Annotated in this window: 23 protein-coding genes; 13 read left to right on the forward strand and 10 right to left on the reverse strand. The window is 69.2% G+C overall.

The genetic code is table 11. The annotated features are described in order from the left end of the window. Nucleotides 1–9 precede the first annotated feature (9 nt). Entirely contained in the window at nucleotides 10–375 is a 366-nt protein-coding gene (locus tag CFB52_RS00680; RefSeq protein WP_099315925.1) for a zinc ribbon domain-containing protein, read from the forward strand. A 157-nt stretch (nucleotides 376–532) separates the two neighbouring features. Here the strand turns inward: CFB52_RS00680 and CFB52_RS00685 are convergent, their stop codons facing one another. Continuing rightward, nucleotides 533–1,414 (reverse strand): GyrI-like domain-containing protein, encoded by an 882-nt coding sequence (locus CFB52_RS00685; protein ID WP_099315926.1) that lies wholly within the window; start codon nucleotides 1,412–1,414, stop codon nucleotides 533–535. A gap of 276 nt (nucleotides 1,415–1,690) precedes the next feature. Here CFB52_RS00685 and CFB52_RS00690 point away from each other — a divergent pair, with 276 nt between their 5' ends. The 4 genes from CFB52_RS00690 to eutC all read left to right on the forward strand — a co-directional run bounded on the left by CFB52_RS00690 (nucleotide 1,691) and on the right by eutC (nucleotide 7,116). Then, nucleotides 1,691–3,154, forward strand: a complete 1,464-nt coding sequence (locus tag CFB52_RS00690; RefSeq protein WP_099315927.1) for a mechanosensitive ion channel — start codon at nucleotides 1,691–1,693, stop codon at nucleotides 3,152–3,154. 257 nt (nucleotides 3,155–3,411) lie between these two features. Further along, nucleotides 3,412–4,824 carry an ethanolamine permease gene (eat, locus tag CFB52_RS00695; protein ID WP_099315928.1) on the forward strand — a complete coding sequence of 471 codons (1,413 nt, stop codon included), beginning with the start codon at nucleotides 3,412–3,414 and terminating at the stop codon, nucleotides 4,822–4,824. Between the two features lie 100 nt (nucleotides 4,825–4,924). Next, nucleotides 4,925–6,322, forward strand: coding sequence for an ethanolamine ammonia-lyase subunit EutB (locus CFB52_RS00700; RefSeq protein ID WP_099315929.1), 1,398 nt, complete (start codon nucleotides 4,925–4,927; stop codon nucleotides 6,320–6,322). Continuing rightward, nucleotides 6,319–7,116: an ethanolamine ammonia-lyase subunit EutC gene (eutC, locus tag CFB52_RS00705; protein ID WP_099315930.1), complete on the forward strand. Its 798-nt coding sequence runs from the start codon at nucleotides 6,319–6,321 to the stop codon at nucleotides 7,114–7,116. Before CFB52_RS00700 ends, eutC begins: the two co-directional genes overlap by 4 nt. On the opposite strand, the gene CFB52_RS00710 is transcribed toward eutC, so the two are convergent. Continuing rightward, nucleotides 7,109–7,993 carry a LysR family transcriptional regulator gene (locus CFB52_RS00710; protein WP_099315931.1) on the reverse strand — a complete coding sequence of 295 codons (885 nt, stop codon included), beginning with the start codon at nucleotides 7,991–7,993 and terminating at the stop codon, nucleotides 7,109–7,111. The genes eutC and CFB52_RS00710 overlap by 8 nt on opposite strands. Before the next feature lie 154 nt (nucleotides 7,994–8,147). Between CFB52_RS00710 and CFB52_RS00715 the strand changes: the two genes are divergently transcribed. Further along, the gene (locus CFB52_RS00715) at nucleotides 8,148–9,761 is read left to right on the forward strand and encodes an MFS transporter (RefSeq protein WP_099315989.1); all 1,614 of its coding nucleotides are present in this window, start codon (nucleotides 8,148–8,150) and stop codon (nucleotides 9,759–9,761) included. Between the two features lie 145 nt (nucleotides 9,762–9,906). Here the strand turns inward: CFB52_RS00715 and CFB52_RS00720 are convergent, their stop codons facing one another. Continuing rightward, nucleotides 9,907–10,335, reverse strand: a complete 429-nt coding sequence (locus CFB52_RS00720) for a pyridoxamine 5'-phosphate oxidase family protein (RefSeq protein WP_060966428.1) — start codon at nucleotides 10,333–10,335, stop codon at nucleotides 9,907–9,909. Nucleotides 10,336–10,655: 320 nt separating this feature from the next. Between CFB52_RS00720 and CFB52_RS00725 the strand changes: the two genes are divergently transcribed. The 3 genes from CFB52_RS00725 to CFB52_RS00735 all read left to right on the forward strand — a co-directional run bounded on the left by CFB52_RS00725 (nucleotide 10,656) and on the right by CFB52_RS00735 (nucleotide 14,142). After that, nucleotides 10,656–12,182: an aldehyde dehydrogenase family protein gene (locus tag CFB52_RS00725; RefSeq protein ID WP_059580582.1), complete on the forward strand. Its 1,527-nt coding sequence runs from the start codon at nucleotides 10,656–10,658 to the stop codon at nucleotides 12,180–12,182. Nucleotides 12,183–12,360: 178 nt separating this feature from the next. Further along, nucleotides 12,361–12,909 carry a hypothetical protein gene (locus CFB52_RS00730; protein ID WP_089464440.1) on the forward strand — a complete coding sequence of 183 codons (549 nt, stop codon included), beginning with the start codon at nucleotides 12,361–12,363 and terminating at the stop codon, nucleotides 12,907–12,909. Between the two features lie 216 nt (nucleotides 12,910–13,125). Further along, nucleotides 13,126–14,142, forward strand: a complete 1,017-nt coding sequence (locus CFB52_RS00735; RefSeq protein WP_059580707.1) for a helix-turn-helix domain-containing protein — start codon at nucleotides 13,126–13,128, stop codon at nucleotides 14,140–14,142. Nucleotides 14,143–14,372: 230 nt separating this feature from the next. Here the strand turns inward: CFB52_RS00735 and CFB52_RS00740 are convergent, their stop codons facing one another. After that, nucleotides 14,373–15,470 carry an ADP-heptose--LPS heptosyltransferase gene (locus CFB52_RS00740; protein ID WP_099315932.1) on the reverse strand — a complete coding sequence of 366 codons (1,098 nt, stop codon included), beginning with the start codon at nucleotides 15,468–15,470 and terminating at the stop codon, nucleotides 14,373–14,375. Further along, nucleotides 15,467–17,170: a thiamine pyrophosphate-binding protein gene (locus CFB52_RS00745; protein WP_059580588.1), complete on the reverse strand. Its 1,704-nt coding sequence runs from the start codon at nucleotides 17,168–17,170 to the stop codon at nucleotides 15,467–15,469. The genes CFB52_RS00740 and CFB52_RS00745 overlap by 4 nt, the downstream gene beginning before the upstream one ends. 294 nt (nucleotides 17,171–17,464) lie before the next feature. On the opposite strand from CFB52_RS00745, the gene CFB52_RS00750 reads away from it, so the two are divergent. The 4 genes from CFB52_RS00750 to CFB52_RS00765 all read left to right on the forward strand — a co-directional run bounded on the left by CFB52_RS00750 (nucleotide 17,465) and on the right by CFB52_RS00765 (nucleotide 18,964). Continuing rightward, nucleotides 17,465–17,926, forward strand: a complete 462-nt coding sequence (locus tag CFB52_RS00750; RefSeq protein WP_099315933.1) for a hypothetical protein — start codon at nucleotides 17,465–17,467, stop codon at nucleotides 17,924–17,926. Beyond that, entirely contained in the window at nucleotides 17,923–18,207 is a 285-nt protein-coding gene (locus tag CFB52_RS00755) for a type II toxin-antitoxin system RelE/ParE family toxin (protein WP_060310219.1), read from the forward strand. The genes CFB52_RS00750 and CFB52_RS00755 overlap by 4 nt, the downstream gene beginning before the upstream one ends. Nucleotides 18,208–18,326: 119 nt before the next feature. Continuing rightward, nucleotides 18,327–18,563 (forward strand): type II toxin-antitoxin system VapB family antitoxin, encoded by a 237-nt coding sequence (gene vapB, locus CFB52_RS00760; protein WP_059580709.1) that lies wholly within the window; start codon nucleotides 18,327–18,329, stop codon nucleotides 18,561–18,563. Continuing rightward, nucleotides 18,563–18,964, forward strand: coding sequence for a type II toxin-antitoxin system VapC family toxin (locus tag CFB52_RS00765; RefSeq protein WP_059580596.1), 402 nt, complete (start codon nucleotides 18,563–18,565; stop codon nucleotides 18,962–18,964). Before vapB ends, CFB52_RS00765 begins: the two co-directional genes overlap by 1 nt. Before the next feature lie 66 nt (nucleotides 18,965–19,030). Here CFB52_RS00765 and CFB52_RS00770 read toward each other — a convergent pair whose 3' ends face one another. From CFB52_RS00770 to gcvT, 5 genes are all read right to left on the reverse strand, one after another. Further along, nucleotides 19,031–20,419 carry an L-serine ammonia-lyase gene (locus CFB52_RS00770; RefSeq protein ID WP_059638442.1) on the reverse strand — a complete coding sequence of 463 codons (1,389 nt, stop codon included), beginning with the start codon at nucleotides 20,417–20,419 and terminating at the stop codon, nucleotides 19,031–19,033. 30 nt (nucleotides 20,420–20,449) lie between these two features. After that, nucleotides 20,450–21,592: an alginate lyase family protein gene (locus CFB52_RS00775; RefSeq protein ID WP_059580711.1), complete on the reverse strand. Its 1,143-nt coding sequence runs from the start codon at nucleotides 21,590–21,592 to the stop codon at nucleotides 20,450–20,452. Between the two features lie 154 nt (nucleotides 21,593–21,746). Then, complete coding sequence (gene gcvP / locus CFB52_RS00780; RefSeq protein ID WP_099315934.1) at nucleotides 21,747–24,674, reverse strand: aminomethyl-transferring glycine dehydrogenase; 2,928 nt, start codon at nucleotides 24,672–24,674, stop codon at nucleotides 21,747–21,749. A gap of 58 nt (nucleotides 24,675–24,732) precedes the next feature. Continuing rightward, complete coding sequence (gene gcvH / locus CFB52_RS00785) at nucleotides 24,733–25,113, reverse strand: glycine cleavage system protein GcvH (protein ID WP_099315935.1); 381 nt, start codon at nucleotides 25,111–25,113, stop codon at nucleotides 24,733–24,735. A gap of 127 nt (nucleotides 25,114–25,240) precedes the next feature. After that, nucleotides 25,241–26,359, reverse strand: coding sequence for a glycine cleavage system aminomethyltransferase GcvT (gene gcvT / locus CFB52_RS00790; protein ID WP_059638437.1), 1,119 nt, complete (start codon nucleotides 26,357–26,359; stop codon nucleotides 25,241–25,243). Between the last annotated feature and the right edge of the window lie 61 nt (nucleotides 26,360–26,420).

Below are 26,420 nucleotides of genomic sequence, written 5' to 3' on the forward strand. Positions count from 1 at the left end.
GAGCGGGCGATGAGTTTTCTGAAACGGATCTTCGGCGGCCACGGCGGCGGGCACGGCAATAGCGGCCACGGCGGTCACGGCGGCGGGCATCACGGCGGGCCGCGCCAGGGCGGAAACGGCGGCCACGATGCGCGCGGCCGCGATCGCCACGGCTGGGGCTGGCAGGCGCCGGCCGATGTGGGCAACGGTGGCCAGGGCGGCAATCTGGCGCTGAGCCAGCTCGCGTGCGCGGGCTGCGGCTCACTCAACGCGGCCGATGCACGCTTCTGCGCGCAGTGCGGCGCGGCGCAACGCGGCAAGGCCTGCAGCCGCTGTCACGCGGCGCTGGCGGCCGACGCGCGGTTCTGTCCCGGCTGCGGAACGCAGGCGGCTTGAAGATTTCCGCGCGTTCGTGCCGGCTGCGCATGAGCACAGGCCGGCACGCTTCGTTCGACGGCCGGCGCACCGGCATGCCCGATGTCGTCCCCGGCATGCTCGCGCCGGCAATATCGTCGCGGTCCGTCAGGATACGGCTCCACGACGCACCGTTTAGTCAGCGCAACGGCAGATGAATCTCGGTGCGCAGGTCGGCCGGCGCCGTGTCCATCGGCGTATTGAGGTACAGCTCGAACGGCGGCGCGTCGGCGGCTTCGCGGCCCGAGTGACGCAGCCAGTCGCCGTAGAGCCACTGGTAGGCCGTCTTCAGGTCCGCATACGGCCCGGTATGCAGCAGCACCGCGTATTCGCCGCCTGCGATCGTCGCACGCTCGACCGGCGGCACGGGCGCGACGTCCGGCACGCCGTCGGCCGGCATGATGCACGCTTTCGCGCGCAATTGTGCTTCGGGCGTCGTGTCCGGATCGTCGTAGAAAATCCCGATCATCTTCGCGCCCGGGCCGATCAGCCCGTGCTGCCCGGCCCACGCGCCGATCCGGCCGAACGCGTCGCCGACCTTCAGGTATGCGCCGGTATGCGCCACCGCGTAGCCGCGCAGTTCCGGCAGACGCCGGATCTCGACTTCATGCTTGAACATGTCTTCCTCTCCTCGCTGTAGTGGATAAATCGGCCGGTGTGTGCCCGTGCGGCGATGCTCCGCCGGCAGCACGCCGTACGCGTCGCGAAACGCCCGCGCGAACGCGTGCGTCGACCCGTAGCCCGCGCGCCGCGCGATCTCGTCGAGCGGCCGCGCGGTGCAGACGAGATCCTCGGACGCCCGCACGATCCGCATCCGCCGCACCGTCAGCACGATCGATTCGCCGTACAGCGCGCGGTAGACGCGCTGCCAGTGATACGGCGACAGGCACGCGACTTCGGCGAGCCGGTTCAGGTCGAGCGGGCCGTCGAGATGCGCGCCGATGTATGCGTGAACACGCGCCACGCTGGCCGCGTAGCGAGCCCACGCGGGCGGATCGGTTTTCGTGTCGGCTGGGGGCATCGGCGTGTCCGGGCTGGAACCGACGCCACGGTAGCACGGGCCGAATGGACAAATCTTGCGGAAATGCGTAGCCGTCCGAATTCCGTCCCCTTTTTATTTCAACGAAATGGGGTCTTGTCCCTCCGCGATCTATGACTAAAGTTAAAGACGGTGAAATCGGATGAACGCGTCATTTTTCTCGGGTAAGTTGCTCGGACGGGGCAGCACGCATTTCGAAGTACGCAGGTAGTTCGTCGATGTTCAATCGCAACGCCACGTTTTTCGGGAGAAGAAGAAATGGATGCTTCCAGCTTCATCACGTCGCTGCAGGCCACGCTAGGCGGATACCTGCCCAAGATCGCCGGCGCGATCGGCATCCTGGTGATCGGCTGGCTGATCGCCGTCGCGGTGCGGGCCGGCGCGCTCCGGCTGCTCAACGCGCTGAAGGTCGATCAGCGGATCACCGACAGCACCGGCCAGGGCGCGTGCGTCGAACGCATCATCGCCGGCGGCCTGTTCTGGCTCGTGCTGCTCGTCACCGCGGTGGGCATCTTCAACGTGCTCAACCTGTACGCGGTATCCAATCCGTTCTCGCTGCTCGTCACGCACATCGTCAACTACCTGCCGAACCTGATCGGCGGCGCGGCGCTGACGCTGATCGCGTGGCTGATCGCGTCGCTGCTGCGCAGCCTCGCGAACCGCGCGCTGAAGGCGAGCAAGGTCGACGCCACGCTGTCCGAAAGCGCCGGCATGCAGCCGATGAGCGGCTATCTCGGCGACGTGCTGTTCTGGCTCGTGATCCTGATGTTCCTGCCGGCGATCCTCGGCTCGTTCGCGCTGTCGGGCCTGCTGTCGCCGGTGCAGGGAATGGTCGACAAGCTGCTCGCGATCGTGCCGAACCTTTTCGCGGCCGCGGTGATCGGCTTCGTCGGCTGGGTCGTCGCGCGCGTGCTGCGCGGCCTCGTGACGAACCTGCTGGTCGCGGCCGGCGCCGACCGCCTCACCCAAGGAATCGACAGCCCGACGCCCGTGCGCGTGTCGAGCCTGATCGGCACGATCGTCTACGTGTTCGTGTTCGTGCCGACGCTGATCTCCGCGCTCGACGCGCTGAAGATCGACGCGATCTCGATCCCCGCGACCAACATGCTGAACCAGTTCCTCGGCGCGGTGCCGGACATCGTCGCGGCGATCGTGATCGTGCTGGTCACGTTCTACTTCGCGCGCTTCGTCGCGTCGCTCGCGCAGAAGCTGCTGGAAGCGGCCGGCGTCGACGGGCTGCCGGCCGTGCTCGGCGTCGAGCGCGTGTTCTCGGGGATCCTGCAGCCGTCGGTGCTGGTCGCGCGGCTGATCGTGTTCTTCGCGATGCTGTTCGCGTCGGTCGAGGCCGCGAACCGGCTCGGCTTCACGCAGGTGCGCGACGTCGTCACGTTGTTCATCGAATTCGGCGGCCACGTGCTGATGGGCGGCGTGATCCTCGTGATCGGCGTATGGCTCGCCGGGCTCGCGCGCCGCGTGATCGAGCAGGCCGACCGCGAGCACAGCGTGCTGTTCGCGCGCATCGCGCAGTTCGCGATCCTCGGCCTCGTGTTCGCGATGGGGCTGCGCGCGATGGGCATCGCGAACGAAATCGTCCAGCTCGCGTTCGGCCTCGTGCTTGGCGCGATCGCGGTGGCCGTTGCGCTGTCGTTCGGCCTCGGCGGCCGGGAAGCGGCCGGCAAGCTGCTCGACCGCTGGTTCAACCAGCGCGGCGGCGGCCAGTAAGGCCACTCGACACGGCCGATCCGGCCCGCATCGCGCGGCCCGGATCGGCGTGGCAACGCGCGCGGCCGGCGTTACCGCAAGCGTTACCGCGAGCGTTACCGCGAGCGTTACCGCGAGCGTTTCCGAAAGCATTTCCGCAAGCGAAATGTCAGCCGCGATCTTTGCCGAATTTCGATAACACGTCGTTTAATGACTCTCTAGCATCGATTCTCAGTCGCGCGGGCCCGCAGGCCCGGCGCCCTTGAGGAGAGAGTCCGATGAAAGCAGAGTCGAATGGCCGGCCCGCCGCCGGCGCCAAGTCCGCCGGCCAGCCCGCGCTGCAGCAGACGCTCGGGACCTGGCAACTGTGGGGCATCGCGGTCGGCCTCGTGATTTCCGGCGAATACTTCGGCTGGAGCTACGGCTGGGCGAGCGCGGGCACGCTGGGTTTCGTGATCACCGCGCTGTTCGTCGCGGCGATGTACACCACCTTCATCTTCAGTTTCACCGAGCTGACGACGTCGATCCCGCACGCGGGCGGCCCGTTCGCGTATGCGCGCCGCGCGTTCGGCCCGACCGGCGGCTATCTGGCCGGCGCGGCGACGCTCGTCGAGTTCGTGTTCGCGCCGCCCGCGATCGCGCTCGCGATCGGCGCGTACCTGCACGTGCAGTTTCCGGGGCTCGAACCGAAACACGCGGCGATGGGCGCGTATCTCGTGTTCATGGCGCTGAACATCGTCGGCGTGCAGATCGCGGCGACCTTCGAGCTGGTCGTCACGCTGCTCGCGATCTTCGAGCTGCTGGTATTCATGGGCGTCGTGTCGCCGGGCTTCGCGTGGAGCAATTTCACGAAGGGCGGCTGGTCGGGCGCCGACCATTTCAGCCTGGGCGCGTTCCACGGGATGTTCGCGGCGATTCCGTTCGCGATCTGGTTCTTCCTCGCGATCGAGGGCGTCGCGATGGCCGCCGAGGAAGCGAAGAACCCGAAGCGCTCGATTCCGATCGCGTACGTGGCCGGGATCCTGACCCTCGTGGCGCTCGCGATCGGCGTGATGGTGTTCGCCGGCGGCGCGGGCGACTGGACCAAGCTCGCGAACATCAACGACCCGCTGCCGCAGGCGATGAAGTACATCGTCGGCGCGAACAGCGGCTGGATGCACATGCTGGTGTGGCTCGGGCTGTTCGGGCTCGTCGCGTCGTTTCACGGGATCATCCTCGGCTATTCGCGCCAGATCTTCGCGCTGGCCCGCGAAGGCTATCTGCCCGAATGGCTCGGGAAGGTGCATCCGCGCTTCAAGACGCCGCATCGCGCGATCCTCGCCGGCGGCGTGGTCGGGATCGCCGCGATCTACAGCGACGAGCTGATCCAGTTCGGCGGGCAGACGCTCACCGCGAATATCGTGACGATGTCGGTGTTCGGGGCGATCGTGATGTATATCGTGAGCATGGCGGCGCTGTTCAAGCTGCGCCGCTCGCAGCCGAACATGGCGCGGCCGTTCCGCGCGCCGATGTACCCGATCTTCCCGGCGTTCGCGATCCTGGCGGCGCTCGTCTGCCTCGGTACGATGGTGTATTTCAACGGGCTGGTCGCGCTGGTGTTCGTCGGCTTCCTCGCGGTCGGCTACGCGTACTTCCTCGCGACCCGTTCGCAGCGCGCGAGCGCCCCCGGCGACGCGTTGCTGGAGGAGTGAGCAGGATGACGACGGTGAACGTGAAAGGCCGTTCCTGACGGCATCCGGCGCGCCCCGTCGAACGGGCGCGCCGTCGGCTTTTGGCAAGGAGATTCGAACGATGTCCTATACGGAGACGATCGGTCCGCGCACGTACCGCTTCGCGGACCTGAAGACGCTGCTCGCGAAGGCGAGCCCGCTGCGTTCCGGCGATCAGCTCGCCGGCGTCGCGGCGGCGAGCGAGGAGGAGCGCGTCGCCGCGAAGATCGCGCTCGCGGGCGTGCCGCTGAAGGCGTTCCTGAACGAAGCGGTGATCCCGTATGAAGACGACGAGGTCACGCGCCTGATCGTCGACGATCACGACGCGCACGCGTTCGCGGAGATCTCGCACCTCACCGTCGGCGATTTCCGCAACTGGCTGCTGTCGCCCGCGGCCGACGGCGCGGCGCTCGAGCGGATCGCGCCGGGGCTCACGCCGGAGATGGTCGCGGCCGTGTCGAAGCTGATGCGCAACCAGGACCTGATCGCGGCCGCGAGGAAGCGCCGCGTGGTCACGCGCTTTCGCAACACGGTCGGGCTCGCCGGCCGGATGTCGGTGCGGCTGCAGCCGAACCACCCGACCGACGACGTGAAGGGCATCGCCGCATCGATGCTCGACGGGCTGATGTACGGCTGCGGCGACGCGATGATCGGCATCAACCCGGCCACCGACAGCCTCGCGGCGATCGTGAAGCTGCTCGCGATGATCGACGGTTTCCGCGAACGCTACGGCGTGCCGACCCAGTCGTGCGTGCTCACGCACGTGACCAACACGATCGCGGCGATCGAGAAGGGCGCGCCGGTCGATCTCGTGTTCCAGTCGATCGCGGGCACCGAGAAGGCGAACGCGAGCTTCGGGATCTCGCTCGCGCTGCTCGGCGAGGCGCGCGAGGCCGCGCTGGCGCTGAAGCGCGGCACGGTCGGCGACAATCTGATGTACTTCGAGACGGGACAGGGCAGCGCGCTGTCGGCGAACGCGCATTTCGGCGTCGACCAGCAGACCTGCGAAGTGCGCGCGTATGCGGTCGCGCGCAAGTTCGAGCCGTTCCTCGTGAACACGGTGGTCGGCTTCATCGGGCCCGAATACCTGTACGACGGCAAGCAGATCATTCGCGCGGGCCTCGAGGATCACTTCTGCGGCAAGCTGCTCGGCGTGCCGATGGGCTGCGACATCTGCTACACGAACCACGCGGAAGCCGACCAGGACGACATGGACACGCTGCTGACGCTGCTGGGCGCGGCCGGCATCAACTTCATCATGGGGATTCCGGGCGCGGACGACGTGATGCTGAACTACCAGAGCACGTCGTTCCACGACCAGCTCTACGTGCGCGAGGTGCTCGGCCTGCGCCGCGCGCCCGAATTCGAGGAATGGCTGGAGACGATGGAGATCGCCGACGCGCACGGCGCGCTGCGCGCGGCGTCGGCACGCGTGCCGCTGCTCGCGGGCGCGAACGACTGGATGGGGATTTCCGCATGAGCGACGCCGTCGAGAAGAACCCGTGGGCGCAACTGAAGTCGTTCACGAACGCGCGGATCGCGCTCGGCCGTGCGGGCAACAGCCTGCCGACCGCGCCGCTGCTGGCCTTCAACCTGTCGCATGCGCAGGCGCGCGACGCGGTGCACCAGCCGCTCGACGCGGATGCGCTGCGGCGCGAGATCGAGGCGGCCGGCCTGCTGCCGACGCTGCGCGTGCAGAGCGCCGCGCCCGATCGCGACCATTACCTGCGCCGGCCCGATCTCGGCCGCAAGCTGTCGGACGACAGCCGCGGGCTGCTGGCCGGCTACGGGGCGGCGCTCGACGAGGCGCCCGACGTCGTGTTCGTGGTCGGCGACGGGCTGTCGGCGTTCGCGGCCGCGAAGCAGGCGCTGCCGCTGTTGCAGGCCGTGCGGCCGCGGCTCGACGCGGACGGCTGGCGGATCGGCCCGGTGGTGGTCGCGACGCAGGCGCGCGTCGCGCTCGGCGACGAGATCGGCGAGCTGCTGCGCGCGAAGGTGGTCGCGGTGCTGATCGGCGAACGGCCGGGGCTCAGCTCGCCGGACAGCCTCGGCGTGTACCTGACGTGGGCGCCGAAGGTCGGCTGTCACGACGCGCTGCGCAACTGCATCTCGAACGTACGGCCCGAAGGGCTGCCGCACGCGACCGCCGCGCACAAGCTGCATTACCTGATGACGCATGCGCGCAGGCTCGGGCTGACGGGCGTCGGGCTGAAGGACGACAGCGACGCGCTGCTGCCGCCGGCGCAGGCGGAGCGGATCGGGGCGACTACCTGAACAGCCGCTCGCACAGGAAATCGACGAACACGCGCAGCTTCGGCGACAACTGCCGGCTCGACGGCCACACGATCGAGAACTGCCCCGGCGCGATCCGGTAGGCGTCGAGCACGGTGACGAGCGCGCCCTGTTCGAGCGCGTCGCGCGCGAGGAAGTCGGGCATGTAGCCGATGCCGAGCCCCGCGAGCACGGCGCCGCGCAGCGCCTCCATGTTGTTGCAGGTCATCGCGGTGCGCAGCGTGAGCGGCGTGCCGTCGTCGGCCGCGAGCGCCCAGTCCTGCAGCTTGCCGGTGGTCGGGAAGCAGTAGCGCACGCAGTCGTGCGCTTCGAGTTCGCGCGGCGTGCGCGGCGTGCCGGCCTGCGCGAGATACGCGGGCGTCGCGCATAGCACGAACGCGAACGGGCCGAGCCGCCGCGACATCAGGCTCGAATCGGACAGCGTGCCGCTGCGGATCACCGCGTCGAAGCCGCCTTCGACCACGTCGACCATTCGGTCGTTGAAATCGAGATCGAGCTCGACGTCCGGATAGCGCCGCCGGAATTCGGGCAGCACCGGCAGCAGGAAGCGGTAGCCGATCACCGGCAGGCTCACGCGCAGCTTGCCGCGCGGGCGCTGCGCGGACGCCGTCACGGTCGCCTCCGCGTCGCGGAAATCCTCGAGGATCCGCTGGCAGCGCTCGTAGAAATGCCGTCCCTCGTCGGTGAGGGTCACGCGTCGCGTCGTGCGGTTGAACAGGCGCACGCCGAGCGACTGCTCGAGCTTCGCGATCGTCTTGCCGACCGCCGACGCCGAGATACCGAGCGTGCGGCCGGCCGCGACGAAGCTCAGCGCTTCGGCGGTGCGGACGAACGCGACGATGCCGGTGAGGTTTTCCATCGAATGAGGGGCGTGCGGCGACGCACGCCAGCGGGTCAATTGCGGAATTTTAGTCCGTTATATGCGGAGCTTTGCGTGGTTTTTCGCGGATTGAATCCGATTTATCTTCTGTCGCTCTGATGGCGCATCCGCGCCGGCTTTTCGAGGAGCGATGATGGATCACCCTGTTTCCACTGCTGCAGCCATGGCCGCGCGCCGGCGCGCATGGGTGCTGGCCGCCGTCTGCATGGCCGCCGTCGCGCTGCCGCTGTCGTTTTCCGGCGGTGCGGTCGCGACGCCGGCGATCGGCCGCGACCTGCACGGCAGCCCGGTCGCGATGAACTGGATCACCAACGCGTTCATGCTCGCGTTCGGCAGCTTTCTGATGGCGTCGGGCGCGCTGGCCGACCAGTTCGGCCGCAAGCGCCTGTTCGCGATCGGCGTCGGCGGCTTCACGCTGATGTCGGTCGCGCTCGCGTTCGCGCCGTCGATGCTCGCCGTTGACTTGCTGCGCGCCGCGCAAGGGCTCGCGGCGGCCGCGGCGCTGGCCGGCGGCACGGCCGCGCTCGCGCAGGAATTCGACGGCGCGGCGCGCACGCGTGCGTTCAGCCTGCTCGGCACGACCTTCGGGATCGGGCTCGCGTTCGGGCCCGTGCTCGCCGGCGGGCTGATCGGGCATTACGGCTGGCGCGCGATCTTCGTGACGAGCGCGGTGGCCGGCGTGCTGTCGCTCGCGTTCGGGCTGCCGCGCATGCACGAGTCGCGCGACCCGCACGCAACGGGGCTCGACTGGCCCGGCACGGCCGCGTTCACGGCCGCGCTGACGCTGTTCACGTTCGGCGTGATCGAAGCGCCCGCGCGCGGCTGGTCGAGCGCGCTCGTGATCGCGTTGCTGGCCGGCGCGGCGCTCGGCGCGTGCGCGTTCGTGACGATCGAGACGCGCGTCGCGCGGCCGATGCTCGACCTGTCGCTGTTTCGCATCGCGCGCTTCGTCGGCGTGCAGGTGCTGCCGGTGTCGACCTGCTGCTGCTACATCGTGCTGCTCGTCGTGCTGCCGCTGCGCTTCATCGGCATCGACGGCTTCAGCGAGATCGACGCCGGCTGGCTGATGCTCGCGATCTCCGCGCCGATGCTCTTCGTGCCGCTCGTCGCGGCGACGCTCACGCGCTGGCTGTCGGCCGGCGTGATTTCGGGGCTCGGGCTGCTGGTCGCGGCGGGCGGGCTCGTGTGGCTCGGCATCGCGCTGCGCGGCGGCGCGGGGCCGGCGGCGATCGCGCCGATGCTCGCGATCGGCGTCGGCGCCGGCATGCCGTGGGGGCTGATGGACGGGCTGTCGGTGAGCGTCGTGCCGAAGGAGCGCGCGGGGATGGCGACGGGCATTTTCAGCACGACGCGCGTGGCCGGCGAGGGGATTGCGCTGGCGATCGTCGGCGCGGTGCTGGCCGCACTCGCGCAAACGGGCCTCGCGCAGGCGGCAGGAGCTGTCGGCGCGCCGGACGCGACGCTGCGCGCCGCCGCGCGGCTTGCGACCGGCGATCTCGCGGGCGCGGCTGCCGCGTTGCCGGGTGTCGGCCGTGCCGCGTTGATCGCGAGCTACACGCACGCCTTCGACCGGCTGCTGACCGGGCTGGCCGTCGTCACGGTGCTGTGCGCGGTGGTGGTGTTCGGGTTCCTCGGCGGGCGGCCGGCGGGCGAAGAAACGGGTGACGAGGCGGACGGCCACGCGCAGGCCGATACGTCGGCGCGCGGCCGCGTCGCGCCGGCCGGTGCGGAGACGCATGGGCGTTGAGCGTTGCAGCCCGGTGATTCGGCGGGTCGGCGGGTCGGCCCATCGACTCATCGGCGCATCGGCGTATCAGCACATCAGCACATCGGTCGACCCAGCCGCCGTACCCGCATGGTCCTCCGTCGATGAGCGCGTCACCCGCCGCGCATCACGCCAGCACGAGCGGCGGCAAGTCCGCATCCGTTCGCGCCTGCGCGCATTCCACGTCGATCACCAGACAGCGCAGCGCATCCGGCCACAGGTCCGCGTGGCGTCGCGGATCCTCGTCGAGCGTCGCGCGGCCCTGCACGAGCCAGGTCGTCTGGCGCACGAAATCGACGAACAGCAACGCGATGGCCGGATTCACCAGCAGGTTGCCGATCGTGTTGAGCAGGTTGTTGCCCGCGAAGTCGGGCAGCACCAGCGTGCGGCGGTCCGGGATATCGACGAGCGGCGTGAACGAACCGTCGGCGCGCGGCTGGCGGCCGCGATACGAACAGTCGCCGTTGCCGGCCGCGTCGGCGGTCGCGACGATCAGGAAAGCCTGCTCGCGGATGAACGCGATGGCGTCGTCGGTCAGGGGGCCGCGATCGTTCATGGTGTCGGTCGGCGCGAGCGCCGTGGCGTGTGGATCCGTCACGCGCACGCAAGCGACATGCCACGCGACGCGGCGTTCTCCGCGTGCAGCGCCCAGCCGCGCACTGTGGAAATTCCGAACACCGGCCGCAGCGCTGCGCAACCGCGGTGTTCAGAATCGGTACACCCGTCGTGTTGCTTGCGTGAACACCGCACGGTGCGCACGCGCGCCGGCCGCGATCGACATGCTCCCGTTCCGTTTGGCACGCATGTTGCGTAAACGGGATCAGCGCATTCCAACCGGCGCTGTACTCACACAAGCACGATGAACAGGAGACATGTATGAACCCGTTTGACCTGAAACAACTGGGCCTCGACGTCGAATACCCGTACCGCCAGCAATACGACAACTACATCGGCGGCAAGTGGGTGGCGCCCGTGAAGGGCGAGTATTTCGAGAACGTGTCGCCGATCAACGGCCAGCCGTTCTGCCGCGTGCCGCGCTCCGGCGCCGACGACATCGAGCTGGCGCTCGACGCCGCGCATGCCGCGCGCCGCAAGTGGGGCAAGACGTCGGTTGCCGAGCGCGCGAACCTGCTGCTCGCCGCCGCCGACCGGATGGAAAAGAACCTGAAGCTGCTGGCCGTGGCCGAGACGATCGACAACGGCAAGCCGCTGCGCGAGACGATGGCGGCCGACCTGCCGCTCGCGATCGACCACTTCCGCTACTTCGCGGGCTGCATCCGCGCGCAGGAAGGCGGCATCTCCGAAATCGACGACAACACCGTCGCGTACCACTTCCACGAGCCGCTCGGCGTGGTCGGCCAGATCATCCCGTGGAATTTCCCGCTGCTGATGGCCGCGTGGAAGCTCGCGCCCGCGCTCGCGGCCGGCTGCTGCGTGGTGATGAAGCCGGCCGAGCAGACGCCCGCATCGGTGCTCGTGCTGATGGAACTGATCGGCGACCTGTTCCCGGCCGGCGCGATCAACATCGTGAACGGCTTCGGCAAGGAAGCGGGCGAAGCGCTCGCGACCAGCAAGCGGATCGCGAAGATCGCGTTCACGGGCTCGACGCCGGTCGGCAAGCACGTGCTGCGCGCGGCGGCCGAAAGCCTGATCCCGTCGACGGTGGAACTGGGCGGCAAGAGCCCGAACATCTTCTTCGCCGACGTGCTCGACCAGGACGACGCGTTCCTCGACAAGGCGCTCGAAGGGCTCGCGATGTTCGCGCTGAACCAGGGCGAAGTGTGCACGTGCCCGTCGCGGATCCTGATCCAGGAATCGATCTACGACCGCTTCATCGAGAAGGCCGTCGCGCGCGTCGAGCGCATCAAGGCCGGCCACCCGCTCGACATGCAGACGATGATCGGCGCGCAGGCGTCGCAGCAGCAGCTCGACAAGATCCTGTCGTACATCGACATCGGCCGCGGCGAAGGCGCGCAATGCCTGACGGGCGGCGAGCGCACGGCGCCGGCCGCCGAACTCGGCACGGGCTACTACGTGAAGCCGACGATGCTGCTCGGCAACAACAAGATGCGCGTGTTCCAGGAAGAGATCTTCGGGCCGGTCGCGTCGGTGATGACGTTCAAGGACGAGCAGGAAGCGATCGAGCTCGCGAACGACACGTTCTACGGGCTCGGCGCGGGCGTGTGGACCCGCAACGGCACGCGTGCGTACCGCATGGGCCGGGAGATCGAGGCCGGCCGCGTGTGGACCAACTGCTATCACCTGTATCCCGCGCATGCGGCGTTCGGCGGCTACAAGCAGTCGGGCATCGGCCGCGAGACGCACAAGATGGCGCTGTCGAACTATCAGCAGACGAAGTGCCTGCTGGTCAGCTATCAGGCCGAGGCGCTCGGGTTCTTCTGATCGCCGAAGCCGTGGCGACGTGTCGTGGCCGGTCGGGCCCGGCACGTCGCCCGGTTCGATTTCCCTGTTCGACAGTCGGCGCCGGCTGCGTTTCCCTGCACGGCCGGCACCGGCAACGCCGCCGGCTGCCGCCTGTTCGCGGCGGCACGGTGCGCCGATGCATGCAACCGCTCCCAGCATGGCAGAACCGCCCCGATCCTTTCCGCGTCACCCGGTATTCCATCCGGGCGAACTCGACGCGCAGCACCGCTTCGGCGTCGCCGACGAAGCCGAGCGGATGAGCGACGCCGTGACCACGCGGCTGAGCGTCGGCGTGCGGCAGTTCGTCGAATCGCAGCCGTTCATGTTCGTCGGCATGGCATCGGGCGCCGGTGCGCCGATGACCTGCGACATCGTGCAGAGCCGGCGCGACGCGAACGGCGATCTGCTGCCGGTGGTGCGCGTCATCGACACGAAGACGCTGCGCTTCGCGCTGCCCGCCGCGCATGACGGCGACGGCGCCCGGATCGACGCGGCCGCCTGCGACGGCCGCGGCGTCGGATTGCTGTTCGTCGATTTCGTGCGCGGCCTGCGCTACCGGATCAACGGTCGCGCCACGCTGCGCGCGGATCTGCCGGAAGCGGACGCGGCGCCGTGGGCGGCCGGCAGCGCGATCGTCGAACTGGCGATCGCGCAGGCATACGGCAATTGCGGCACGCGGGTCGTGCGGCTGAGGCCGGCTCCGTAGCCGGCCCGCTACCGGCCTGCGTATGCGGGCGGCGGCGCGCATGCGCGGTGGCCGCGCGGAGCGCACCGGCGGCGTGCGCGGCATGCCGCGTTCGGGTGCGCCCGCATGGCGCCCATCGGCCGGACAGCGTGCAATGGCGGATGGTTCGCCGGGCCGTGCGGTTCGGCACGGGACTTGCGTGATACGCAGGGTTCCGCGCAGGTGAGGGAGGACACGATGAATCGACATGTGGCGTGTACGGAGGAGCCGACCGCCGAAGACACGCGGCGCAGCGCGCAGGGCGACGACGCGTTCGCCGGGCAGGCCGTCGTCAGCGTCGCGCACGATGCGGACGAGCAGGCGCGCAACCTGATCGGCTGGCGGCAGACCTACGACCAGCTCGCGGCCGGCCGCTTCGTCGGCACGCTGACCGAGCTGCCGCTCGACACGATGAAGCTGTTCCGCGAATCGACCAGCCACCTGCTGCGCCAGGCCTGCGAAGTGCGCGGCGATGCGTACTGGTTCGGCATCCCGCTCGTGTGCGACGGCTCGGCGCGCGTCGATGCGTGCCGCATCGGCCCCGGCGCGCTCGCGTTCCGGCCCGGCAACGTCGAATTCGAACTGGTGACGCCCGCGCAGTTCTCGATCTACGGCGTCGTCGTGCGCGGCGACGTGCTGCGCCGCTACGCGGAGGAAGTCGAGCACCGTGCGCTCGACGAGCGGCTGTTCACGCAGCGCGTGATGCAGGTCGGCGACGCGCGGCTCGCGCATCTGTGCGCGCTGCTCGGCCGCCGGCTCGACGGCGCGGTGGCGATGGCCGGCCCGCTGCCCGATGCGCAGCGCGACGATCTGCAGGCCGAAGTGCTGGCCGCGCTGTTCGATGCGTGCGCGCAACCGGCCGACGACGGCAGCGGCGCCGCGCCGTCGACGCGCCGCTGGATCGTCGACCAGGCGCGCGACTACGTGCTCGCGCACCGCACGCGCCCGGTGGGCGTGCCCGAGCTGTGCGAACAGTTGCACGTGAGCCGGCGCACGCTGCAATACTGCTTCCAGGACGTGCTCGGGATGGCGCCCGCGACCTACCTGCGCACGCTGCGGCTGAACGGCGCGCGGCGCGACCTGTGCGGGCGCGCGGCCGGCTCGGTGCAGGACGTCGCGGAGGCGTGGGGTTTCTGGCATCTGAGCCAGTTCGCGACCGATTACCGGCGCCTGTTCGGCAAACGGCCATCCGAGACGCTGCGCGATCGCGCGTGACGCGTTCGGCGCGGTGAGCCGGGCGGCCGGCGCGGCGCTCGCGGCGGTGGTGGTGCCGTGCGCGCGCTGTTGCCGGTTCGATCGTTCCGCTCGCCGCCGCGCCGGCTTCGCTCAGGCGGCCGGTGCGAGCCTGGCGGGATCAGCCGGGCAGCCGAAGCGGCGCCCGTGCCGGCGCGGTGCGTGTGCCGCTGCCGATTCGATCGCCACGCTCGCCGACGCGCCCACTTCGCTCAGGTGGCCGCTGCCGCCGCGTCGCGCGGCGCGGGCCACGCCAGCGCGTCCCAGTCGATTGCACGGTAAGCGGCGTCGACCGCCGCCAGATCGTCCGGCTGTTCGCTGCGATGCAGCCCGTGCAATTCGGCCGGCACGTCGAGCGTGACCGGCACGCAATGCGGATAGTCGCGCACGCGCAGCGCCGGCCCGATCGTCGTGAAACACGCGAGCGTCGGCACGTCGAAACCGTCGGCGAGATGCAGCGCCGCCGTGTCCGGCGCGAACAGCAGGCTCGCGCCCTTGATCCACGCGATGAAGCGCGCGGTGTCGGTCGCGTGGCGGCTCACGTCCACGTAAGCCGGATGCGCGATCGGGCCGAAGCCGACCACCGGCAACCCGTAACGTTGCGCGAGCCGTTCCACGAACGCGACGCGCAACGCGGGCGGCACGCTGCGCACCGCGGTGCTCGCATTCGGGCAGAACAGCACGTAAGGCCGCCGCCATTCGGCCGGCAGCGCGGGCAGCGGCAGCCGCGCGAGCCAGCGGTTGCGTTTCGCGGCGGCCGGCACGGCGGCCGGATCGACGCCGAGCGCATCGAGGAAGAAGTCGATCATCGGCAGCCGCGCGAATGCGGGCCAGTACAGGTGATTGCCGACGTCGATGCACTGCCCGTCGGCGGGCAGCGCGTCGGCGGGGCACGGCAGCGCGCGCGACGGCGCGACGACGTCGGCCGCGAGCGCATACAGCGCCTCGACGTAGCGCGGCGCGCGCGCGGGCCGGTACAGCGTGAAGCGCAGGCCCGGATGGGCCGCACGCAGCGCGGCGACGGCCGTCAGCCCGATCACCGAATCGCCGAGCGCGACGCCCATCCCGTTGATCACGTGCACGTGCCGCGCGTCGCCGTAATCGAGCCGGAACGGCCGGTGCGCGGCGTGCAGCAGGCCGAGCGCGGATGCGGCGGGCACGTAGCCGTCGGCGCGCTCGTCGCCATGCTCGAGATCGTACGGCGCGACGAGCGTGCCGTCGGGCGAGAGCAGCGTGCCGGGGCAGGCCAGCGCGTCGTCGTGCGACAGCACGGCGGCGGGCGGTGCGGCGTGCATGTCCATCGCCGTCATGCGCCGCGCGCGCGGCGGCCTTGCTCGCGGATTTGCTCAAGCGTCGCGGCCGGCGTGCTCGCGTCCTGCGGGATGCGGATCTCGATCACCGCGGGCAGCCCGCACGTCAATGCGCGTTCGAGCGCGGGCGCGAAATCGGCGGTGCGCTCGACCGTCTCGCCATGCGCGCCGAACGCACGCGCATAGGCCGCGAAATCCGGGTTCGTGAGCCCGGTGCCGTGCACGCGGCCCGGGTAGTTGCGCTCCTGATGCATGCGGATCGTGCCGAAATGGCCGTTGTTGACGACGATCGCGACGATGTTCAGCCCGTATTGCATCGCGGTCGCGAGCTCGTTGCCGGCCATCATGAAGCAGCCGTCGCCGGCGAGCGCGACGACGGCGCGCTGCGGATACAGCGACTTCGCGGCGAGCGCGGCCGGCAGCCCGTAGCCCATCGCGCCGCTCGTCGGCGCGAGCTGCGAACGGAAGTGCCGGTACGCGAAGTGGCGATGCAGCCAGATCGCATAGTTGCCCGCGCCGTTGGTCAGGATCGCGTCGTGCGGCAGGCGCTCGCGCAACTGCACCATCACGTCGCCGAGCTGCACGTCGCCGGGCATCGGCAGCGGCGCATGCCATTCGCGGTATGCGCGATGCGCGTCGGCGGCCGTACCGGCCCACGCGGGCCGCTCGGGCGGTTCGAGCGCGGCCAGCGGCGCGGCGATCTCCGGCATGCCCGACACGATCGGCAGGTCGGCGGCGTACACGCGGCCGAGTTCGTCCGCGCCCTGGTGCACGTGGACCAGCGTCTGGCGTGTCTTCGGGATGTCGAGCAGCGTGTAGCCGCCGGTCGTCGCTTCGCCGAGGCGCGGCCCGATCACGAGCAGCAGGTCGGCGTCGCGGATGCGTTTCGCGAGCGCCGGGTTGATTCCGAGCCCGACGTCGCCCGCGTAGTTCGGGTGCGCGTTGTCGATCGTGTCCTGAAAGCGGAACGCGCACGCGACCGGCAGTTGCCAGCGTTCGACGAAGGTGCGCAGGTTCGCGCAGGCGTCCGGCGTCCAGCCGCTGCCGCCGACGATCGCGAACGGCCGTTCCGCGCGCGCGAGCCGCTCGCGCAACTCGTCGATCTGCGCGGCCGACGGCGCGGCCGCGATGCGTTTCGCGGCTGGCGCGACGGGCTGCGGCGCGCACGCGTCGGACAGCACGTCCTCCGGCAGCGCGAGCACGACCGGGCCGGGCCGGCCGGACGTCGCGACGTGGAATGCGTGGCTCAGGTATTCGGGAATGCGGCGCGGATCGTCGATCTGCGCGACCCATTTCGCCATCTGGCCGAACATCCGGCGGTAGTCGATTTCCTGGAAGGCTTCGCGGTCGAGGTGCTCGCGCGCGCACTGGCCGACGAACAGGATCATCGGCGTCGAATCCTGGAATGCGGTATGCACGCCGATCGACGCATGGGTCGCGCCGGGCCCGCGCGTGACGAACGCGACGCCGGGGCGGCCGGTCAGCTTGCCGACCGCCTCGGCCATGTTCGCGGCGGCCGCCTCGTGGCGGCAGACGACCGTCTGGATGCGGGCGGTGTCGTCCGCCAGCGCATCGAGCACGGCGAGGAAGCTCTCGCCCGGCACGCAGAACACGCGTTCGACGTGATTGGCGAGCAACGCATCGACGAGCAAGCGCGCACCGGTGGTGGCGCGCGGCTCGAGATCCTTGGAATGCGACATGGGCTGCCGTCTCCCTGGGTAGCGGGACGTACAGCTTACGCCGGTTGGCGGCGTGCCGGTACGGCGGACGATGAAAAGTGTCGGAACGCCGGGCGGTTCCGCGAGGGCGCACCGCCTTCGGTTGGCCGACCGGCCAGCTTGTGCAGACTGGCGCGACGGCGGAAAGTGAGTGCTATGGATGGCGGGCGGACGCTTGTCTCGATCCGGAGCGGGCATCCCAAATAACAATAAATTGGGATGCCGCTCAATAGTAAAATTTCAGCGAATGCGTGGAGAAAGGGGGCGAGAATCGCCATGACGACCGAAACGATTGATCAAAAGACGCTGACGGAACTGGTCGCAGCCGGCGCGGTGCGTGCGGCCCGCGTGGTCGGTTGCGGCAACGGTTGGGCGTTCTCGGCCCGGTGCGGCGCACACGAACGCTTCCTGTCGGCCAAGCGCGGCGACGTTCGGGTGTTTCGCCGTTTTGAAACGCTGGTCGGCCTTCTGCGCGATATCGGTATCAGCCGATTCGATGTGGACGCGTCGGCATTCGACCCGGATGCGGCCGGCCGGGCGACCCGGCCCGATCGCGCGGCGGCGCTGAAGGCGGCACACGAGGCGGCGGCCCACGATCGCTGGTTTCGCGAGCAGGTGCAGCAGGCGCTGGACGACCCGCGTGCGTCGATTCCGGATGCCGAAGTCAGCGCCGACTTCGCGTCGCGACGTGCGGCGCTGCGTGACCGGCTTGCCGGCAAGCGCGGGGATGCTTCTTGACCCTTGCGTTGCACTGGAATCCGAAGGCGTACGAGGATCGCGCCGCGATCATGGACACCATCGCCGAGGACGACCCGCTGGCCGCCCTCGAACTCGACGAACTGCTGGAAGAAAGGGCGGCGGCGTTACCGGCCCATGCCGAGTTGTATCGGCGAGGGCGGGTGGCCGGCACGCGTGAGCTGGTGGTCGCGCCGAACTATGTGCTCGTGTATCGCATCCGGCCGGCCGAGGGCATCGTGGAGATCCTCCGCGTGCTGCATGCGCGACGGCAATGGCCGTGACGCGCGTATTCACTGCCGGCTCGTCAGCCGAAGGAACACCTGTTATGTACACACATGGATTTACATCTCGGCCCGCATCGGATAATGTACATACAATGTACATCCGGGCGGAGATCGACATGCATACCACGAGGGTATTCAGAAACGGCAACTCGCAGGCCGTGCGTATTCCTGCGGACCTTGCCTATGAACGCAGCGATATCGAACTGGAAATCGAGCGGGTCGGTGACGAAATCCGCATTCGGCCGATGCGGCGGCCTCTGACCAACGTACTCGAGAAATTCGCGAAATTCGGGCCGGACTTCATGACCGAAGGGCGTGGCGACCATGAACAGGCCGAACGTGAGGGCTTGTGATGCCGCGCTTCATGCTCGACACCAACATGTGCATCTATCTGATGAAAAATCAGCCGGAGCAGGTCGCGAGACGATTTGCGCAGTGCTACACGGGCGACGTCGTCATGTCGGCGGTCACTTATGCGGAGCTCGAGTACGGCGTGACCGCATGCACGAGCCCTGCCCGGGAGCGCCGCAATCTCGCGGCGTTGATCGAGGATATTCCCGTCGCGCCTTTCGACGCCCCGGCCGCGCAAGCGTATGGTCCGATCCGCGAGGCCACCCGCGAACGGAAGAAGGATCACCTCGACAAATTGATCGCCGCGCATGCGGTGTCGCTCGATGTCGTCCTGGTGACCAACAACGAGCGGGATTTCGTCAGCTATCCGGGATTGCGCGTGGAGAACTGGCTGAACGATTAGTGCCGGGTGTCGAGCCCGGCGGCAATACGTCGGCCGACGGGCCTCGCATTGCCGCCGGGTCCCGCATCAGCACTCGACGATATTCACCGCCAGCCCGCCGCGCGACGTTTCCTTGTACTTGGTCTTCATGTCGGCGCCCGTCTCGCGCATCGTCTTGATCACCGAGTCGAGCGACACGTAGTGCGAGCCGTCGCCGCGCAGCGCCATGCGCGCCGCGTTGACGGCCTTCACCGACGCCATCGCGTTGCGCTCGATGCACGGGATCTGCACCATCCCGCCGACCGGGTCGCAGGTCAGGCCGAGGTTGTGCTCCATCCCGATCTCGGCCGCGTTCTCGACCTGCTGGGGCGTGCCGCCGAGCACGGCCGCGAGCGCGCCGGCCGCCATCGAGCACGCAACGCCCACTTCGCCCTGGCAGCCGACTTCCGCGCCCGAGATCGATGCGTTGAGCTTGTACAGGATGCCGATCGCGGCGGCCGTCAGCAGGAAGTCGATCACGCCCTGTTCGTTCGCGCCGGGCGTGAAGCGCGTGTAGTAGTGGAGCACGGCCGGGATGATGCCGGCCGCGCCGTTGGTCGGCGCGGTGACGACGCGGCCGCCGGCCGCGTTTTCCTCGTTGACCGCGATCGCGTACAGGTTGATCCAGTCGATCATCGACAGCGGATCCTGCAGCGCGCGTTCGGGGCTGCCCGTCAGCGTGCGGTACAACTGCGGCGCGCGGCGCTTGACCTGGAACGGGCCGGGCAGGTTGCCGTCGGCGTCCGGGTTGCCGATCCCGCACCCGCGCGACACGCACGACTGCATCACGGCCCAGATCTTCAGCAGCCCGTCGCGCGTTTCTTCCTCGGTGTGCCACGCGCGCTCGTTTTCCCACATCAGTTGCGCGATCGACTTGCCGGTCGACGCGGTCAGCGCGAGCAGCTCCGCGCCGGTGCGGAACGGGTGCGTCATCTGCTCGGCCGCGCTCAGCACCTTCGTGTTCGGCGCGCCGGCCGTCACGACGAAGCCGCCGCCGACCGACAGGTACGTGCGCTCGACCAGCACCGCGCCGTTCGCGTCGCTCGCGCGCAGCTTCATCCCGTTCGGATGTTCGGGCAGCGCCTGGCGGTAGAACGCGATGTGCTCCTTCAGCACGAACGGCACCGGGTGCGTGCCGAGCAGCGCGAGTTGCTTCGTCTTGCGGACGTCTTCGAGCCGCGCGTCGATCGTGTCGGGATCGACGGTGTCGGGCGCGTCGCCGAGCAAGCCGAGCATCACGCCGCGGTCGGTGCCGTGGCCCTTGCCGGTGGCGCCGAGCGAGCCGTACAGCTCGACCTTCACGTGAGCCGTCGCGTCGAGCAGCCCGTCGCGCTCGAGGCCCTGGACGAACATCAGCGCGGCGCGCATCGGCCCGACCGTGTGCGAACTGGACGGACCGATGCCGATCTTGAAGAGGTCAAACACGCTGACTGCCATTTCGATACCTGCCTTGCTGTAAGAATGGTGCTAGCGCGCCTGCAATGGCAGGCACGCGGCGAGCCATGCGGGCGGCGTTGGGGAAAGCTGCTGCGCGACGCGGGCATAGCGCCCGTCGAGCCGCACGGCCAGATGAAAGAGTTCGGTGGCGTTTTTCGGGTCCCACTGCCCCGTATAACCCGGCAAGCCGGCCTCGCGGCGCTTCGCGTCGAACGGCACCGGCGAATTCACGAATTCCTCGTGGGTTTTCTCGCCGAGCGCGTACGGCACGAGCCAGTCGAGCGCGGCCGCGAGCGTCGCGCCGTTCGCGCCGCGCTCGCGCAGCCAGTTGCGGTTGAAGCGGCGCGCGGCGAGCGCGGCCGTCACCAGCGGCTGGAGATCGTAGACCGCGTAATGCAGCGCATCGCGTTCCTCGAAATCCCAGGTCTTGCCGTCCGGGCCGATGTTGTCGGCGAGATGCTCGACGAACAGCCGCTGTGCGGCGTTCATCATCTTGCGGTCGCCGAGCGTGAACGCGGACAACGCGATCAGCTTGATCCGGTGGCTCTGCCAGTTGTTGCGCCAGATGCCGGTGAGCGGGCGTTTCTGCGCGTCGACCTGCGCGACGTAGCCGGCGCCGAGCTTCGCGATGAACGCGGCCGTCGCGTTGCGCGTTTTCACCGGCAGCGCGCTCGCGGTCATGTCGTACGCGACGATCAGGCTGTCGAAGCGCGTCTCGTCGATCGGGTTGAAGCTCGGCTGGTAGGTCGAGACCCACGCGGACAGGAAGCGGTCGACGAGCTGCAGATAGCGCGGCGCGTTCGTCACGCGCCACGCGAGCGCCGCATCGCGCATCAGGTCCATGTCCTTGAGCGCGGCTTCACTCTGGTCGTGGATGCCTTCATGCGGCAGCGTGCCCTCGGTATGCACGCGCGCCATCGCCTTCGGCTGCTCGCCGATGCGTGCGTCGACGCTGCGGATCAGCGCCTGCACGCCCGGCTCGGCCTGCGTCGTCTCGCTTGCCTGCAGTGCGGGCGCCGCGCAGAAATTCATTGCCGCGCGCGCACTGCCGGACACGCCGAGGCCGGCGGCGGCCAGCGACAGCGATGCGACGAGCATCGGCACGTAGCGGCCCGCGCGCACGCGCGGCCGCCGCGCGGTTGCGCCATGGCCCGGAAACATCGGACGCACCATGCGGAACTCCTTCATTGGCTGGATCGCGTGTGATGTTAGCCGGATTGGCGCGCAAGCGTGAAACGGTTGGCCGGGCGGCGAACGTAAAAACCGCACGCAACCGGTGGCTGCGTGCGGGGTGGTCACGGTCGGACGCTCCGGTGCGAGACGTGCGTTATGCGTAGTCCGACATCGGCACGCACGAGCAGAACAGGTTGCGGTCGCCATAGGCGTTGTCCGCGCGGCCGACCGGCGGCCAGTACTTGTTCGTGCCGAGCGACGCGACCGGGTACGCGGCCTGCTCGCGCGAGTACGCGTGCGGCCATTCGTTCGCGGTGACGACGGCCGCCGTGTGCGGCGCGTGACGCAGCGGGTTGTCCTCGCGATCGGCGCGGCCTTCCTCGACCGCGCGGATTTCCTCGCGGATCGCGATCATCGCGGCGATGAAGCGGTCGAGTTCTTCCTGCGATTCCGATTCGGTCGGCTCGACCATCAGCGTGCCCGGCACCGGGAAGCTCATCGTCGGCGCGTGGAAGCCGTAGTCCATCAGGCGCTTCGCGACGTCGTCGACGGTGATGCCGCTCGTTTCCTTGATCGGACGCAGGTCGAGAATGCACTCGTGCGCGACCAGCCCGCCCGGGCCCGAATACAGCACCGGGTAATGCGGCGCGAGGCGCTTCGCGATGTAGTTCGCGTTGAGGATCGCGGTTTCGGTCGCGGCGGTCAGGTTCTTCGCGCCCATCATCGCGATGTACATCCACGAGATCGGCAGGATCGACGCCGAGCCGTACGGCGCGGCCGACACCGCGCCGATGCCGTCTTCCGCGCGGGCGTAGCCGGTCGAGCGCTGGTTCGGCAGGAACTTCGCGAGGTGCGCGCCGACCGCCACCGGGCCGACGCCCGGGCCGCCGCCGCCGTGCGGGATGCAGAAGGTCTTGTGCAGGTTCAGGTGCGACACGTCGCCGCCGAACTGGCCGGGCGCGGTCAGGCCGACCATCGCGTTCATGTTCGCGCCGTCGACGTACACCTGGCCGCCGTGCGCGTGGACGATCTCGCAGATCTCGCGCACGTTCTGCTCGAACACGCCGTGCGTCGACGGATACGTGATCATGATCGCCGCGAGGTTCGCCGAATGCTGCTCGGCCTTCGCCTTCAGGTCGTCGATGTCGACGTTGCCCTGCGCGTCGCACGCGACGACCACGACCTTCATGCCGGCCATGTGCGCGGACGCCGGGTTCGTGCCGTGCGCGGACGCCGGGATCAGGCACACGTCGCGATGGCCTTCGCCGCGCGACGCGTGGTACGCGTGGATGATCAGCAGGCCCGCGTACTCGCCCTGCGAGCCCGCGTTCGGTTGCAGCGACACGGCCGCGTAGCCGGTGGCCGCGACGAGCATCTGTTCGAGCTGGTCGATCATCTCGCGGTAGCCGACGGTCTGCTCGGCCGGCGCGAACGGATGGATGCCGCCGAACTCGGGCCACGTGACGGGCAGCATTTCCGACGTCGCGTTCAGCTTCATCGTGCACGAGCCGAGCGGGATCATCGAGCGGTCGAGCGCGAGATCCTTGTCCGACAGGCTGCGCAGGTAGCGCAGCATTTCGGTTTCGGAATGGTGGCGGTTGAACACCGGGTGCGTCAGGTACGCGCTCGTGCGCTCGAGGCCGGCCGGCAGCGCGGCGATGCCGGCGAGACCCGCGTCCAGCGCGTCGACGGCCGGCGCGGTGCCGCCCGCGGCCTGCGCGAACACGTCGAGAAGATCGGCGAGGTCGTCGCGCGTCGTCGTTTCGTCGACCGACACGCCGACTTGCGTGTCGCTCACGCGGCGCAGGTTGATGCGCCTGGCTTTCGCGAATTCGTGGATCTGCGCGGTGCGCGCGCCGGTGTCGATCGTCAGCGTGTCGAAGAACGTGTCGTTGACGGTCGCGAAGCCGAGCTGCTTCACGCCGGCGGCGAGCAGCGCCGCGATGCGGTTCACGCGCAGCGCGATCGTCTTCAGGCCGTGCGGGCCGTGGTAGACCGCGTACATGCTCGCCATGATCGCGAGCAGCGCCTGCGCGGTACACACGTTCGACGTCGCCTTCTCGCGGCGGATGTGCTGTTCGCGCGTCTGCAGCGCGAGACGCAGCGCGGGCTTGCCCTGCGCGTCGACCGTCACGCCGACGAGGCGGCCCGGCATCTGCCGCTTGAATTCGTCGCGTACGGCCATGTAAGCGGCGTGCGGGCCGCCGAAGCCCATCGGCACGCCGAAGCGCTGCGTGTTGCCGATCGCGACGTCCGCGCCCCATTCGCCGGGCGGCGTCAGCACGGTCAGCGCGAGCAGGTCGGCCGCGACGACCACGTGGCCGCCGGCCGCGTGGATCGCTTCGGTGAGCGCGCGGTAGTCGCGCACGTCGCCGTTCACGCCCGGGTACTGCAGCAGCACGCCGAACGCGTTCGCCTGCGCGGCGTCGGCGGCCGGGCCCGTCTTGACCTCGATGCCGATCGGCAGCGCGCGCGTGCGGATCACTTCGAGCGTTTGCGGCAGCACGTCGTCGGCGACGTAGAACACGTTCGACTTCGGCTTGCCGGTGCGCTGCAGCAGCGTCATCGCTTCGGCCGCGGCGGTGGCTTCGTCGAGCAGCGATGCGTTCGAGATCGCGAGGCCCGTGAGATCGGCCACCATCTGCTGGAAGTTCAGGAGCGCCTCGAGGCGGCCCTGGGAAATTTCGGGCTGGTACGGCGTGTAGGCCGTGTACCACGCCGGGTTTTCGAGCACGTTGCGCAGGATCACGGCCGGCGTGTGCGTGTCGTGATAACCTTGGCCGATATACGAGCGGAACACCTGGTTCTTGTCCGCGAGCGCACGCAGCGCGGCGAGGGCTTCGGCCTCGCTCTTCGGCTGCGCGAACGGGCCGAGCGGCAGCGTGTCGGCGCGGCGGATCGACGCCGGGATCACGGCGTCGATCAGCGCGGCGCGCGACGCGAAGCCGAGCGTGTCGAGCATGGCCTGCTGGCTGGCGGCGTCGGGGCCGATGTGGCGTTCGGCGAACGCGTCGTGCGTTTCGAGCGCGGCGAGCGAGAGGGGCGTGCGGTTCATCAGACGGTCCGGGTGTTCGAGCTTCATGGCGTGACTCTGGTCCCGCGCGCGCCGAGGCCGGCGCCGCGCGGTTCGGGTAGGGAAATTAGTCGATCAGCTTGCTGTAGGCGTCGGCGTCGATCAGCTTGTCGGTCGATGCGCCGGCCGCGAGCTTGATCTTGAAGAGCCACATGCCGTACGCGTCGCCGTTCACTTCTTCGGGCGCATCGGTGGCGGCTTCGTTGATGGCGACGATCTCGCCGGACACCGGCGAGTAGATGTCGGATGCCGCCTTCACCGATTCGACGACGCCGACGGCGTCGCCCGCGCTCACCGACTTGCCGACTTCGGGCAGCTCGAGGAAGACGATGTCGCCGAGCGTGCTCTGCGCGTGATCGGTGATGCCGACCGTCAGCGTGCCGTCCGCCTCGGTGCGGATCCACTCGTGTTCGTCGGTGTACTTCAGATCGGCCGGGACGTTGCTCATCGGATGCTCCTGGATAAAAGGGTTTGTTCGTTCTGCTGGCGCGCCGCCATGGTGCGCCGGATGGGGTTGCGCCGGGCGCCATCTCCCGGCTTGCCGGGAGGCGGCCTGCCGGGCCGCTTCTCGGTCGTTACGCAGCGAGGACCTTGCCGTTGCGCACGAACGGCAGTTTTACCACGCGTGCGGGAAGATGCTTGTCTCGAATTTGCACCTGGACGGTGTCGCCGATCTGGACGGCTGCCGGCACGCGCGCGAACGCGATCGATTCCTGCATCGACGGCGAGAACGTGCCGCTCGTGATCTCGCCGTCGCCATGCGGCGTGACGACCTTCTGATGCGCGCGCAGCACGCCGCCCGCCTTGCCGTTTTCCTTCTGCAGGATCAGGCCGACGAACGCGGCGCGCGTGCCGTTGGCTTCCAGGGCGGCGCGGCCGACGAAGTCGCGCGGCGCGGTGAGGTCGACCGTCCACGCGAGGCCCGCGTCGAGCGGGGACACGGTGTCGTCCATGTCCTGGCCGTACAGGTTCATGCCGGCCTCGAGGCGCAGCGTGTCGCGCGCGCCGAGCCCGCACGGGCGCACGCCGTTTTGCTGCAGCGCATGCCACAGCGCTTCGACGTGCACGGCCGGGACGATCACTTCGAAGCCGTCTTCGCCGGTGTAGCCGGTGCGGGCGACGGTGAGATCGCCGAACGGCGTGCCGGCGACCTGCGCGGCGTTGAACGGCTTGAGCTCGCTGGTGGCGGCGCGGGCGGCGGGCACCGTCGCCCAGACCTTTTCACGGGCGTTCGGACCCTGGACGGCGATGATCGCGAAATCGCGGCGCGGCGCGATCGTCAGGCCGTAGCCGCCTTGCTCGTTCAGCTGGTTGAACCACGCGATGTCCTTCTCGGCGGTGCCGGCGTTGACGACCACGCGGAAGAATTCTTCGGTGAAGTAATAGACGATCAGATCGTCGATGACGCCGCCCTGCGGGTTGAGCAGGCAGGAGTAGAGCGCCTTGCCGGGCGTCTTGAGCTTGCCGACGTTGTTCGCGATCGCATGCTCGAAGAACGCGCGCACGCGGCTGCCGGTGAAATCGACGACGCACATGTGCGACACGTCGAACATGCCGGCGTCGGTGCGCACGGCCGCGTGTTCTTCGATCTGCGAGCCGTAGTTGACGGGCATGTCCCAGCCGCCGAAGTCGACCATGCGGGCGTTGAGCGCGCGGTGCGCGGCGTTGAGCGGGGTGTGATTCAGTGCAGTCATCGAGGCCTCAGGCAAGGCGCTTGCGCGCGGATCAGAACGGCCATGTGCCGACCGCCGCGGC

Origin of the sequence: Burkholderia sp. AU18528, from assembly GCF_002223215.2 — a bacterium.
GTDB classification, from domain to species: Bacteria; Pseudomonadota; Gammaproteobacteria; order Burkholderiales; family Burkholderiaceae; genus Burkholderia; species Burkholderia semiarida.